The sequence below is a fragment of the Anaerostipes caccae L1-92 genome, assembly GCF_014467075.1.
In the GTDB taxonomy this organism is placed as follows: Bacteria; Bacillota; Clostridia; order Lachnospirales; family Lachnospiraceae; genus Anaerostipes; species Anaerostipes caccae.
On record NZ_AP023027.1, the window covers coordinates 1,064,483 to 1,077,856 of the forward strand.

At 45.4% G+C, this 13,374-nt stretch carries 10 protein-coding genes; 7 read left to right on the forward strand and 3 right to left on the reverse strand.

Annotated features, from left to right (window positions below):
- Positions 1 to 48: 48 nt before the first annotated feature.
- From feoB to ANCC_RS05280, 7 genes are all read left to right on the forward strand, one after another.
- Entirely contained in the window at positions 49 to 2,232 is a 2,184-nt protein-coding gene (gene feoB / locus ANCC_RS05250) for a ferrous iron transport protein B (RefSeq protein WP_006566041.1), read from the forward strand.
- Between the two features lie 59 nt (positions 2,233 to 2,291).
- Complete coding sequence (locus tag ANCC_RS05255; protein WP_006566040.1) at positions 2,292 to 2,432, forward strand: FeoB-associated Cys-rich membrane protein; 141 nt, start codon at positions 2,292 to 2,294, stop codon at positions 2,430 to 2,432.
- Positions 2,433 to 2,477: 45 nt separating this feature from the next.
- Complete coding sequence (locus ANCC_RS05260) at positions 2,478 to 2,672, forward strand: hypothetical protein (protein ID WP_006566039.1); 195 nt, start codon at positions 2,478 to 2,480, stop codon at positions 2,670 to 2,672.
- Between the two features lie 222 nt (positions 2,673 to 2,894).
- Positions 2,895 to 4,256, forward strand: coding sequence for a Wadjet anti-phage system protein JetA family protein (locus tag ANCC_RS05265; protein ID WP_006566037.1), 1,362 nt, complete (start codon positions 2,895 to 2,897; stop codon positions 4,254 to 4,256).
- Complete coding sequence (locus ANCC_RS05270) at positions 4,253 to 4,909, forward strand: DUF4194 domain-containing protein (RefSeq protein WP_006566036.1); 657 nt, start codon at positions 4,253 to 4,255, stop codon at positions 4,907 to 4,909. The genes ANCC_RS05265 and ANCC_RS05270 overlap by 4 nt, the downstream gene beginning before the upstream one ends.
- Positions 4,848 to 8,231, forward strand: a complete 3,384-nt coding sequence (locus tag ANCC_RS05275) for an ATP-binding protein (protein ID WP_006566035.1) — start codon at positions 4,848 to 4,850, stop codon at positions 8,229 to 8,231. The genes ANCC_RS05270 and ANCC_RS05275 overlap by 62 nt, the downstream gene beginning before the upstream one ends.
- Positions 8,212 to 9,423 carry a Wadjet anti-phage system protein JetD domain-containing protein gene (locus ANCC_RS05280; RefSeq protein ID WP_006566034.1) on the forward strand — a complete coding sequence of 404 codons (1,212 nt, stop codon included), beginning with the start codon at positions 8,212 to 8,214 and terminating at the stop codon, positions 9,421 to 9,423. The genes ANCC_RS05275 and ANCC_RS05280 overlap by 20 nt, the downstream gene beginning before the upstream one ends.
- 23 nt (positions 9,424 to 9,446) lie before the next feature.
- Here ANCC_RS05280 and ANCC_RS05285 read toward each other — a convergent pair whose 3' ends face one another.
- From ANCC_RS05285 to ANCC_RS05295, 3 genes are all read right to left on the reverse strand, one after another.
- On the reverse strand, positions 9,447 to 9,860 hold the full coding sequence (locus ANCC_RS05285) for an RrF2 family transcriptional regulator (RefSeq protein ID WP_006566033.1): 414 nt from the start codon (positions 9,858 to 9,860) through the stop codon (positions 9,447 to 9,449).
- A gap of 138 nt (positions 9,861 to 9,998) precedes the next feature.
- Positions 9,999 to 11,201 (reverse strand): FprA family A-type flavoprotein, encoded by a 1,203-nt coding sequence (locus ANCC_RS05290; protein ID WP_006566032.1) that lies wholly within the window; start codon positions 11,199 to 11,201, stop codon positions 9,999 to 10,001.
- A gap of 42 nt (positions 11,202 to 11,243) precedes the next feature.
- Positions 11,244 to 13,142: an acyl-CoA dehydrogenase family protein gene (locus tag ANCC_RS05295; RefSeq protein ID WP_006566031.1), complete on the reverse strand. Its 1,899-nt coding sequence runs from the start codon at positions 13,140 to 13,142 to the stop codon at positions 11,244 to 11,246.
- Positions 13,143 to 13,374 lie beyond the last annotated feature (232 nt).

Below are 13,374 nucleotides of genomic sequence, written 5' to 3' on the forward strand. Positions count from 1 at the left end.
AAGTATAAACAAACAAGAGTGTATGAAAAGAAAAGAGGTAAATGCAGAATGTCAATTAAGATTGCTTTAGCTGGAAACCCTAACAGCGGTAAAACAACGTTGTTTAACGCTTTGACGGGATCCAATCAATTTGTGGGCAACTGGCCCGGTGTCACGGTGGAAAAGAAGGAAGGAAAGCTGAAGGGGTACAAGGATGTCACCATTATGGACCTTCCGGGAATCTATTCCCTTTCACCGTATACATTGGAAGAAGTTGTTGCCAGAAACTATCTGATCGGGGAACGGCCGGATGCTATTTTAAACATCGTAGACGGTACAAATATCGAGAGAAACCTTTATTTGTCCACGCAGCTGATGGAGCTTGGGATTCCGGTCATCATGGCAGTCAACATGATGGATGTCTTAGAAAAGAGCGGAGACCAGATCCATATCAAACAGCTGAGTGAAAAGCTTGGATGTGAAGTGACAGAGATTTCTGCACTGAAAGGAACGGGGATCAAAAAAGCGGCTGAGAAAGCGGTGGCTCTTGCAAATGACAGAAAAGCAGCACCGCCGGTACATACGTTTGACCCTCAGGTAGAAGAAGTTCTGAATTCCATAGAATCAAAGCTGGGCAGTGAAGTCCCGGCAGAACAGAAGCGCTTCTTTGCCATCAAGATGCTGGAGAAAGACGATAAGATTCAGGAACAGATGAAACTGGTTCCGGATGTTTCTGATGAAATCAAGAAGATTGAAGAGATCATGGATGATGATACAGAAAGCATTATCACCAATGAACGTTATACCTATATTTCTTCCATCATTGAACAGTGTTTTACGAGAAACCGAAAAGAAACGATGACGACATCTGACAAGATCGACCGTATTGTCACAAACAGATTTCTTGCACTTCCGATCTTCGCGGCGGTGATGTTTGTTGTCTATTATGTCTCTGTCAGCACGATAGGAACATGGGCGACAGACTGGGCAAACGACGGAGTGTTCGGCGACGGATGGAGCCTTTTCGGACTCAGCATACCGAGTATCCCTTCTGTGATTGAAGCCGGACTGAATGCAGTCGGATGTGCCGGATGGCTGCAGGGACTGATTCTCGACGGTATGGTTGCCGGTGTAGGTGCGGTATTAGGGTTCGTGCCGCAGATGCTGGTGCTGTTTATTTTCCTTGCGTTCCTGGAGTCCTGCGGATATATGGCAAGAGTAGCGTTTATTATGGACCGAATTTTCCGCAAGTTTGGACTTTCCGGAAAATCCTTCATACCGATGCTGATCGGAAGCGGATGCGGTGTGCCGGGTATCATGGCATCACGGACGATAGAGAATGACCGGGACCGTAAAATGACAATCATGACAACGACATTCATTCCGTGCGGGGCAAAGCTGCCGATCATTGCGCTGATCGCAGGAGCTCTGTTCCACGGTGCATGGTGGGTGGCCCCGAGTGCTTATTTTGTGGGAATCGCAGCCATTATCTGTTCTGGAATTATTTTGAAGAAAACAAAGATGTTTGCAGGAGATCCGGCGCCGTTTGTCATGGAACTTCCTGCATATCATATGCCGACGGTTTCCAATGTACTGAGAAGTATGTGGGAGCGCGGATGGTCCTTCATTAAAAAGGCGGGAACTATCATCCTTCTGTCAACCATTTTTGTGTGGTTTACAACTTACTTCGGATGGGTCGACGGACAGTTCAGAATGCTTACCGACATGGAACTTGATCACAGTATTCTTGCCGCCATCGGAAACGGCGTCGCGTGGATTTTTGCACCGCTTGGCTGGGGCAACTGGAAATCGGCTGTTGCTGCGATCACCGGATTAGTAGCAAAAGAAAATGTTGTAGGTACCTTTGGGATTCTGTTTGGATTTGCGGAAGTGGCAGAAGACGGTGCTGAGATTTGGGGAACCCTTGCCGGAAGCATGACTGCGGCGGCAGCATATTCCTTCCTCGTATTTAATCTGCTGTGTGCACCATGCTTTGCAGCAATGGGAGCTATTAAGCGAGAAATGAACAACAAAAAATGGTTTTGGTTTGCCGTCGGATATCAGACAGGGCTTGCGTATGTGGTTTCCCTCTGTGTATATCAGATCGGAACATTGATTACTACTGGGACCTTTGGAATCGGCACAGCTGCTGCTTTCCTTCTGATTATTGGATTTATCTATCTGCTGGTGAGACCATACAGAGAGAGCAAGACGTTAAAGGCCGATTTGAAGGAGATAACCGGAACAAGATAATATTGGAAATAGAGAGGTCTGCACCTGGTGTGCAGACCTGCATTAGAAAGGAGATTTCTATGGGAACAATAGCAGTAGGTTTGGCTGTCTTTGGCATTGTCAGTTTGATCGTCAGAAGTATGATGAAGGATAAGAGACAGGGAAAGTCGATCCAGTGCGGGAATGACTGCAAACATTGCGGCGGGCACTGCGGTCATTGAGAAATGGAGAGTTGTCTCAGCTGACTGCATTGAGGCTGGTTGATCATGATTGAGTTTCCCAACCACAAATATTTAAACAGCATGGCAAACCCCCAGAAAATGGCGGTTTACAGACGATTTGAAAGAAAAAACAGGAAAAATGAAGGTGGTTGGGAAAAAATAAAGGAAACGTTGATTTTATCGGGAAAACTGGCTATAATAAAAAATAGAAATGGCTTAAAAACGAGGGATAAACAGTAACAAGAGTTGTATTGAAAATGGGTAGTGTGCTGGTCTATGGCAGTAAAGTTCTCAGATAAACATTAACAAAAGTTGTATTGTATAAAGATCTTCTTTCTATGTCCAGGAGACAGAAATTATAATTTCTGCCTTCTTTTTTTGCCTTTTGTTTACCCAGCTGCACCAGTCCACAAGCTGCCGTTTTTATGTTATGATAAAAGAGCAAAACACAAAGGAGGAGCTATGAGATTTGGTTACGATATCCCGGATTCTTTTTGGAGCCTGTTCCGTTCTGTAAACCGGGATCATTACATAGAAGCGCTGCTGAAAATCAGTGAAGAATATGAATATAACAACTATTTTCTGAGCCGGGAGGTCTGTATTCAGGTCCTAAGCGACTGGAATGCGGACAAGCGCATCTGGCTTCAGCGGGAAGAGTTTGAATCAGAACTGGACGTACTGGAGACTCCCCCAAACCGGATACTAAACTGGCTGATCCGGACCGGATGGCTGAAAAAACTGGATGACTTTTCTACGCTGACATCCAACATTGTCATTCCTGATTACGCGGCAGTTTTCCTGGATGCTTTTGAACAGCTCGTGAATCCGCAGATGGAAGACACGGAGATTTATATCCAAAATGTATATGCAACACTGTTCTCCTTTCAAAACGATAAAAGAATCAACCTAGGGATGCTGAAAACAGCCCTGATCAATACAAAAAAACTGAACAAGGCACTTCAGGATCTGCTCCACAACATGGACAAATTTTTCGGACGCCTGCTGAAACAGCAGTCTTACGGCGATGTCCTGGCGGAACATTTAGAAGGATATGTGGAAGAGATCGTCAAGAAAAAGTACCATATGCTAAAGACCAACGACAATTTCTATCTCTACAAAATGGATATTAAAAAATGTCTTCAGGAAATGTGGGAGGACGCAGAGTGGATCGAGAGAGTCCGGGCCAAGGCAAGAGCAGAGGGCAGGGATGAAAAGGAAGATGTGCTTGATATTCTGGATGCCATCGAGAGAGGTTTTGACGACATCGAGCACCGGATCGCTAACATGGACAAAGAACATTCCAAATATGTGCGCGCCACAGTCACAAGGCTCAACTACATGCTCAGCGGCGAGGCAGATATGAAAGGAATGGTAGTCAGTCTTTTAAAGCACTTAGAAATCGACGAAAAGAGGGAAGAACGGCTTTCAAAAGTGGCGGAAAAAATGAACCTGTCACGTCTGGAAGTCCTGTCGGAAAAATCTCTTTACAGAAGAAAGAAAAGGAGAGACTTTATCAGCCGGTTAGAGCCGGATGAAGATGTGCGGGAACTTACCAGGGAAGAAGTATTGAGACTCAATAAGATCCATACACGTTACAGTAAAAAAGAAATCGAGGAGTTTCTGGAAAGCCATATGGAAGACGGATCCATGGAAATGAGAGATGTCAATATCGGCGACGATGAGTCGTTTGAAAAGCTGATCCTGGCCTATGACTACTGTACCAGGAAAAACAGCCGGTATCAGGTGATCGAGAGGGAAAATAAGATGCTGGAAAATGGAAAATACCGTTATCCGGATCTGTTGTTTGTGAGGAGAAAGTCATGATTGAATACTATGAACAGCTGAGCGATGAGGAGAAGGATGATGTAAAGCGTGTCATCCAGATTTTGTTCCGGCAGACCTTTGTGCTGGAACGGAAATACGAAAAGAGGACCGGAAGATTTGCTTTCCAGAAGGATTACAGGATCTTAAATCAGCACCTGGAATTTTTAAGGGAGTATTTTTCGATTGCCGGGCTGGAACTTCGGGATAACAGTCATATGGGAGTTTTTTATATCCAGGGGGAGACCGTCCTGGGAGAAAAGCTGCCCAGACTGGCTACTATTTATCTGCTGATCTTAAAGCTGATCTACGATGAGCAGATGGAAACAGCGTCTGCAAGCAGCTATGTGTATACGTCGCTGGGAGAAATCAATGAAAAGATCGGAGATTTTGCCTTGCTTAAGAACCTGTCTTCTGCGACAGAGATGAGGAAGACGATTTCTCTGCTCAAAAAATACCAGATTATCGAGCCGATGGACGTACTCGAAGACCTTAATGAGGAGAGCCGCATGGTGGTGTATCCGTGTATCAACGCGGTTCTTCTCGGTGCTGATGTACAGAAATTGATAGAAACATTTACGGAGGAGGACGAACGTGGAGAAGAAGACGGAGAGCAAACAGGCATTCAAAGCACTATCGAAGATCTGTCTGAATAACTGGCATTATATTGAACGGAAAGTGCTTTCTTTCAGTGAAGGGATCAATTTCTTTACCGGACATTCCGGCAGCGGAAAATCTACGGTCATCGACGCCCTTCAGATCGTTCTGTACGCCAACACGGACGGAAGGGGATTTTTCAACAAGGCGGCGGCCGATGACTCGGACCGGAGCCTGATCGAATATTTGAGAGGCATGATTTCGGTGGGAGACAATAATGAGGGAAAATATATCAGAAACCGAAATTTTTCTACAACGATCGTGCTGGAACTTGAGCAGACGGTTACCGGAGCAAAGGAGTGTGTCGGAGTCGTTTTTGACGTGGAGACTGCCACCAATGAGATTTCCAGGCTGTTTTTCTGGCATAAAGGAGGAATCCTTGAAAACCGCTACCGAAAAGAAGACCGTGCCATGGCAACAACAGAGGTGAGAGATTACATAAAGGAACATTTTCCGAAAGAAGAATTTTATTTCGGTTCCAGCAATGAGAGGTTTCGGAGGCAGCTCTACGACATCTATCTGGGAGGACTGGACGCGGAGAAATTTCCGAGACTTTTCAAGCGGGCGATCCCGTTTAAAATGAATATTAAGCTGGAAGATTTTGTGCGGGAATACATCTGTATGGAACAGGATATCCAGATCGAAGATATGCAGGAAAGTGTTCTTCAGTACGGCAGGATGCGCAGGAAGATCGAAGATACGCTGAAGGAGATCGGCAGTTTAAAGCAGATAGGAACCGGTTACGACCGGTTTTCCAGGGCAGAGCAGGAGGTTCGGGTCTGTCAGTACCTGATGGAAAAGCTCGTAATGCTCCAGCTGAAAGAACAGATCAGAGACCTGCACGAAAAAATAGAGAAGGCAGGGGAAGATAAGAAGACCCAGGAGAAGAACAGAAAGGAACTGTCTGGCCAGCTTGCAGATCTCGCAGAGGAATATGACCGTCTGGTAAAGCAGATCGCAAATAGCGGCTACGAGAATTTAAAAACAGAACTGCAGGGTGTCAATGAACTCTTGGATCAGCTGCAAAAAAGCAGGGCCGCATGGCAGCAGACGTCCACAGGGCTGAGCCGGTGGGCAGAACTGGACGTGACACCGAATCAGACCATATGGGATATTGAAAGCTTTTCCAAGGGAGATATCAGTCTCGGAGAACTGCGCAGACTCCGGCACAGTTTAAAGGAAATCCGGGAAGAAGTGGAAAACGACCGGCAGGATGCGGCCTCAGAACTGAGAAGGCTCAAGAAGCGGGAAAAGGAAATCGACGGGGAGCTGAAAGAACTGAAAAAAGGGAATAAGGCTTATCCCAGAGAACTGGAAAATGCCCGGTATGAGCTTCAGAACCGTTTGAGTTCTAAGTTCCAAGTAGCGGTAAAGGTACATATTCTCTCAGATCTTCTGGACATGAAGTCGGAGACATGGCATAAAGCCGTGGAAGGGTATTTAGGATCAAATAAACTTTCGCTGGTCGTGGAGCCGGATTATGCCAAGGCGGCCATGGAGATCTATGGGGAAATGGATGAAAAGCAGTTTTTCAGAGCCTCCATTTTAGACACAGAAAAGATCCTGAAAGAAAAGCCGTCCGTCATGGATCACGCACTGGCAGAGGAAGTGATTGCCAAGGAGCCGTATGTCAGAAATTTCGTGGACCTGCTTCTCGGAAGGGTGATCAAATGCCAAACCATTGAAGAACTGAGGAATCAGAGGACCGGAGTGACTCCTGACTGTCTGCTCTACAAGAATTTTCAGCTGAAACGGCTGAATCCGGCGGATTATACGAAGCGTTCCTATATCGGTGAGAGCAGTGTGAAACAGAGAATCAGAGATCTGAAGGAAGAGTTCAAACAGCTTTCGGCCAAAAAAGAACCGTTTGCCAGGATGCTGGCAGAAGCGGAAGATATTTTGAGACTGGAAGCTCTGGGGCGTTCTGAGGAAGAATATATAGAACAGCAGGAAGCCTTAAAGAAAATAAGAGAGAAAACGGCGCTTAAAAGAGATCTTCAGGATCAGATGATGAAGATGAAGGAAGAATCCATCGGTGAACTGGAAGAAAGACAGAGAGAGAATAAGAGGCTTCAGGCACAGAAACAGGAACTGTTAAATGAAGTTTCAAGAGCCGTCTGGAACAGGGAAAAACAGATCGAGGACTGGCAGAGGCTCTATGTTTCCGCAAACAGTGAGCTGACGGAACAGGAGAGAAGTTTTTGTCGCAGCGAAGAACTGGAAAAAGCCTTTGATGACTATATGCAGGGGCGGATGCCGTCAAATCTTGAAAGCCTTAAAAACGGGACATTCAGGAAGATCAAACAGGCGGAGAACAGCAGGGAAGAAGCTTACAGATCACTTGTAGAACTGCGCTCCGAATATTTGAGGGAGTATCCGAACCGGACATTCTCGCCGGCCATTGAGACCAATGAGCCATATGAAGAGCTGCTGCAGAAGCTTGAATGTGACCATCTTGCGGATTATCAGGAGAGGGCAAGAGAACAGGCAAGGTCAGCGGCCGAGCATTTTAAGGACGATTTTATATCCAAGATCAGGTATGCCATATTGGAAGCATATCAGAGAAGGGACGAATTAAACCGGATCATCAGCCGGCTGGACTTCGGAAAAGATAAGTATCAGTTCCGCATCACGAAAAACAAGGGCCCTGATGGTGTTTACTATCCGATGTTTATGGATGAATCGCTTCAGATCGATCCGTCCACTCTGGATGCATCCATGGATCACCAGATGAATCTGTTTTCCATGGAGCATGAAAACCGCTACGGAGAGGTCATGAGTGACCTGATCGATATTTTCATACCTCCGGAGAATGCATCCCCGGAAGAACTGGAAGAGGCCAAGCGGAACATGGAAAAATACGCGGATTACAGGACCTATCTGTCTTTCGATATGGAACAGATCGTGGAGGGGGAAGAAAAGCTGACCATCGGTCTTGGCAGGATGATCAAGAAAAATTCGGGAGGGGAAGGGCAGAATCCCCTCTATGTAGCCCTTTTGGCGAGCTTTGCCCAGGCCTACCGGATCAATCTGTCGCCAAAGTTAAGGAGAAGCCCTACGATCCGGCTGGTTGTCCTTGACGAAGCCTTTTCCAAGATGGATGCGGAGAAGGTAGCCAGCTGTATTGAACTGATCCGTGGACTCGGATTCCAGGCTATCATAAGCGCCACCAATGATAAGATACAGAATTATTTGGAAAACGTAGACAAGACCTTTGTCTATGCCAATCCGAATAAAAAAAGTATTTCTATACAGGAGTTTGAAAAACGGGAATTTGATCATCTGATGGAGGAAGCAGAGGATGAAGAAGGAACTGCTTAAAATGATCATCGAAAAGACTGAGAAGTCTGCATCGGACTGGAAGAAGGGAGCGGAAGGAAACCGTTCCTTTCTGGTTCACCAGGAACTATATGATCAGATCGGAAAAACAGAGTTTATAAATGCAGCCAGAGAACTTGAGTGTCAGGGCCTGTTGAAAATTGAGTGGGAAGCCGTAGGGGTGGATATACGAAGGATACGCTATTCTTTAAAGGATCTTGCGCTCATATATGAAATGTCCGGTATCCGGCCGAAGTTTCAGGTGATGGAAGAAAATATGGCGGCTGTTGAAAACCTTCTTCATTCGGTCAAAGGACTGTGGATAAAAGATTATTTAAGGGACTGTATGAAACGGTTAGAGCAGGGCAAAATCCCGTCAGAATTTTCAAAACGGGAAGAGCTGTTTCGATGTCTTAAAGGGATCGATGGATTGAAGGAGCCGCTGTATAAAAGGGTTTTCAGCAAATATTGTCTGGGCGATTCCAAGCTTTTTGAGAAAAAACTGGAAAGCACTGTGCTATCTATAGCCAGAAAATATCATACAGATATAGAGGAAGGTATGGATCATACGCAGGTCCTTTCCCAGCTTTTCATTGAAGAATATTCACAGGAGCTTGCGTTAAAAGGGCCGCTGCGAATTTCAGTGGACGGACAGGAAATAAATTTGGGACAATTTCGTTACGGCGCAGTCTTAAATTCACAGATGCTGGTCCATGCAAAACCCCAGTCGGGTCAAAACATAAAGAGAATCCTGACCATAGAAAATAAAGCAAACTATATGGCAGCACCCTATGATGAAGAAGCCGTCATCATTTACAGCCATGGGTTTTTTACACCGAAAGAAAGGGAGTTTCTCATCAATCTGCGGGAGAGTCTTTGTGCAGAGACAGAATGCTTCCATTCTGGAGATTTGGATTACGGAGGTATCCTGATCTACCGGTATATCAAACAAAAAATATTTCCGGATCTCATGCCCTGTCAAATGGATGAGGAAATCTATCATAAATATGAAAAGTATGCGGTGGAAATGGAACCTGAGACTTTAAAAAAATTAAAAAAGTTGAGGATGGACGAAATTCCTGAACTAATGGAGATGAAAGAACTTTTGGTCAGAGAAGGAAAAGGTCTGGAACAGGAAAGTTTTTTACTGGCATCCGGTGAACCACAGGAAAATGCGGAACTTAGATGCCGGTAAATATAAGAAACCGATCTTAGCCCTTAGCCGGATATTCCGAAAATAAGAGAATAGAGACTTGCTTCTTTGAGTTCCTTTTCTATGGCTGCTTCCAGTTGTAATAGGCCTTCTTTGATATGGCACGGTTCATCGCAGAGAGGCGTTCTGGTACACTCATATCCTTCTTCAAAACAGGCATTGATGCCAAAGCCGCTGCCAAGACCCTGCATCAGCTGAAAGAGGCTTATGTCGTGCAGATCTGCCGTCAGGCGGCATCCGCCTTCTGCTCCTCTGGTGATGATGATCCATCCGGCTGTCTCCAGTTTTTTAATAATGCGGTAAGCAAACTGTTTCGGTGTCGCTTCCAGAGAGCATATTTCTTCTATTGAGCGTTTCTTTCCGTCGCTTAAAGCCCTTAAAATACGCAGGGCATAATCGGTTTCTCTTGAAATCAGCATGTGTCTCTCCCTCCTTATCTTAGTGAAAATATACCAAACTAAAAAATACCTGTCAATGGAACCCGGAAAATTCTTTCAGAGAAAAACCAGGCCCGCCAATATTAAGTGCGGACCTGGCTTCTTTGGGTTAGAACATTTTTACTGTTTCATGGATTCTATGAGACCGTCAGCTAATGTATCCATATCGGAACCGTTGTCTTCTGTCATAGAAGACATCAGTGTTACCTGCTCATCCAGGATATCCATCTCTCTCATATCATCAATAAATTCTCTCATCAGTGAACCGGATTTGCAGGCCCAGGAACCATTTTCAATGATGGCAAAAGTTCTTTTCTGGAGATTCAGTGCCTTCATATCCATCAGATAATTATGCATTAATGGATAGATGCCCAAATTATAAGTGACAGAAGCCAGAACGATGTGGCTTAAACGGAATGTCTCGGAGATCAGCTGGGATACATGGGTATTTGACACATCGTATAAGACTACATTTGTCATACCCTTTTCACACAGTTTTGCAGCCAGATTCTGTGCAGCGGCTTCGGTGTTGCCGTACATGGAAGCGTAGACGATCATCACGCCCTGTTCTTCCGGCTCATACCGGCTCCATTTATTATATTTATCAAGGAAATAACCAAGGTCTGTGCGCCATACCGGACCATGCAGAGGACAGATCGTTTTGATATCTATGGTTCCTGCTTTCTTTAACAGGGATTGTACATGAGGACCATATTTGCCAACGATATTTGTATAATATCTTCTGGCATCATCAATCCAGTCTCTGTCAAAGTTTACTTCATCATTGAACAGTTTGCCGTCCAGGGCGCCGAAGGAACCAAATGCATCGGCGGCAAAAAGAGTGCCGTCCGTTATGTCAAAGGATACCATGGCTTCCGGCCAATGAACCATTGGAGCATAGACAAAGGTTACTTCATGTTTTCCGAAAGACTGTACGTCTCCTTCCTCAACCTCGATCATATGTCCGTCCACATCGAATCCAAACTGGCGCATGAGCATAAAGGCCTTTTCTGTACTGATGATCTGTACTTCCGGGTGGCGCAGAAGCACTTCTTCAATAGAAGCCCCGTGGTCCGGTTCCATGTGGTTGATCACCATATAGTCCAAGGGTCTCCCGTCCAGAACATATTCGATATTCTCTAGGAACTGCCGTCCGATGGACCAGTCGACCGTGTCAAATAATACGGTCTTTTCATCCAGAAGCAGATAGGAGTTATAGGAAACCCCTCTCGGAATCGGATGGATATTTTCAAACAGGGCCAGGCGGTGGTCATTGCCGCCAACCCAATATAAATCTTCGGTTACTTTTCTAACACAATGCATGGATCATACCTCCTTTAATCAGTTGTCCAAATGCAGGAACGTTTAAACTTCAATAAACATATCTTTTGCTTCGCCGCAGTCTGGACAGATCCATTCTTCCGGCAGTTTTTCAAACAGGGTTCCAGGATCAATCTCTCCTTCGGGATCTCCGTTCGCCGGGTCGTATTCGTATCCGCATCCGTTGCAGACATAACGTTTCCAGGTCGGTACGGTCTTTTTTGGTTTTGCACGTTTCATCTTTTTCATCGGCGGAGCCGGTTGTTTTGGTTCTCCGTTATCAAGCGCTTGGGTCAGCAGAGGAAGAATTTCTTCCACATCTCCGACAATGCCGTAGTCTGCATTTTTAAAGATCGGAGCATTTGCATTTGTATTAATTGCTACGATGGTTGTGGCGTCTTTGATTCCTTTTAAATGCTGTCCTGCCCCGGAAATGCCGCAGGCGATGTACAGGTTTCCGTTAAATTTCTGTCCGGACATTCCCACATACCGGTTGATTGGCACATATTTTAAAGTTTCTGCTACCGGACGGGAAGAACCGATGGCAGCTCCTGCCTGAACGGCTAAATCTTCAATCAGTTTCATATTTTCTTTCGGACCGATGCCTTTTCCTGCGCTGACGACTCTGTCTGCTTTTGAAATCGGGGTGTCTAAGTCAATGCCGACCGTAAAATCATATCCGTCTTTTTTGAGGGCTTCTACAACAGCGTCCACTCGTTCTTCGGCGGAACCGTCTTTTAAGATCATTTTTTTGCGGACACCGGTCTCAGCACCTTTTTTTCTGGCTGGCTGATTTTTCGGCATCTTTCCAATGATATGAGAAGCGATGACGACTCTCTGGATTTCATTGGTGCCCTCATAGATGGTACAGATTTTTGCATCTCTGTAGGCACGTTCCACATCCATGCCTTTTAAGTAGCCGGTTCCACCAAAGATCTGAAGTGCATCGTTGACAACTTCCAGACAGATATCGGAAGTATACTGTTTTGCCATGGCAGATTCCAGACCGTATGGCTCATGATTTTCTTTCAGATCAGCGGCGCTGTACACGAGCAGGCGGGCAGTTCTCAATTTGGTCGCCATATCCGCAAGCTTAAATGCGATAGCCTGCTGCTGGCAGATCGGACGACCGAACTGTTCTCTTTCTTTGGAGTATTCCAGAGCATTTTCATATGCACCCTGCGCAATGCCGAGAGCCTGTGCAGCGATGCCGATTCGTCCTCCGTCCAATGTGGACATGGCGATTTTAAAGCCTTCTCCTTCTTTTCCGAGAAGATTTTCTTTCGGTACTTTTACGTCATTGAAGATCAGTTCGGCAGTGGAAGAAGAACGGATTCCCATTTTGTCGTAATGGTCGCCGAAGGTGAAGCCTTCCCAGCCCTTTTCAACGATAAATGCGCTGATGCCATGAGTTCCGATATCCGGGGTAGTGACTGCAAACACTACATAAGTATCCGCCTTGTCGGCATTGGTGATAAAGATCTTGCCTCCGTTTAACACATAATGGTCGCCTTCAAGGACCGCGGTGGTCTCAGTGCCTCCCGCATCGCTGCCTGCATTTTGTTCCGTAAGGCCAAATGCACCGAGCTTTTCACCGGAAGCAAGAGGAACGAGATATTTTTGTTTTTGCTCTTCAGTTCCGAAAGCGAAGATCGGATAACTTCCGAGAGAGACGTGTGCAGATAAAATAACGCCTGTGCCGCCGTCAACTCTGGAAAGTTCCTCTACAGCAATGGCATAGCTCAAGACATCTGATCCTGCGCCTCCGTATTCTTTCGGATAAGGCAGTCCCATCATGCCCATTTTGGCAAACTTTTCAATGGCTTCGGTCGGAAATTCATTTTCTTTGTCCAAGAGGAAGGTGAGTGGTTTTACTTCGGTTTCTGCAAATTCCCTGACTTTCGCACGCAGGGCTTCATGAGCTTCGGTTGTTTGAAATAACATATAGAGCCTCCTTTGATTTAAATTTTTGTGAGGAAAACACCGTAATGAATGCCTTGCTGAAAGGCTCTTTAAAGAGTGTGATCTCACGATAAGGTATTTAGAATACTATGATTGAAATATAAAAAATATAAACTTGATTAAGTTGGTAAAGTATAAGTTGTTTCCAGTATATACCTGAGATTGGCAGAAGTAAATAGGGTTGGGATAAACTTGATTAAGTTTGTGAAGTATA

Bases quoted from the DNA above. Each gene is read 5' to 3' on its own strand.
- feoB (WP_006566041.1), top strand. From the start codon at position 49: ATGTCAATTAAGATTGCTTTAGCTGGAAACCCTAACAGCGGTAAAACA.
- ANCC_RS05255 (WP_006566040.1), top strand. From the start codon at position 2,292: ATGGGAACAATAGCAGTAGGTTTGGCTGTCTTTGGCATTGTCAGTTTG.
- ANCC_RS05260 (WP_006566039.1), top strand. From the start codon at position 2,478: ATGATTGAGTTTCCCAACCACAAATATTTAAACAGCATGGCAAACCCC.
- ANCC_RS05265 (WP_006566037.1), top strand. From the start codon at position 2,895: ATGAGATTTGGTTACGATATCCCGGATTCTTTTTGGAGCCTGTTCCGT.
- ANCC_RS05270 (WP_006566036.1), top strand. From the start codon at position 4,253: ATGATTGAATACTATGAACAGCTGAGCGATGAGGAGAAGGATGATGTA.
- ANCC_RS05280 (WP_006566034.1), top strand. From the start codon at position 8,212: ATGAAGAAGGAACTGCTTAAAATGATCATCGAAAAGACTGAGAAGTCT.
- ANCC_RS05285 (WP_006566033.1), bottom strand. From the start codon at position 9,860: ATGCTGATTTCAAGAGAAACCGATTATGCCCTGCGTATTTTAAGGGCT.
- ANCC_RS05290 (WP_006566032.1), bottom strand. From the start codon at position 11,201: ATGCATTGTGTTAGAAAAGTAACCGAAGATTTATATTGGGTTGGCGGC.
- ANCC_RS05295 (WP_006566031.1), bottom strand. From the start codon at position 13,142: ATGTTATTTCAAACAACCGAAGCTCATGAAGCCCTGCGTGCGAAAGTC.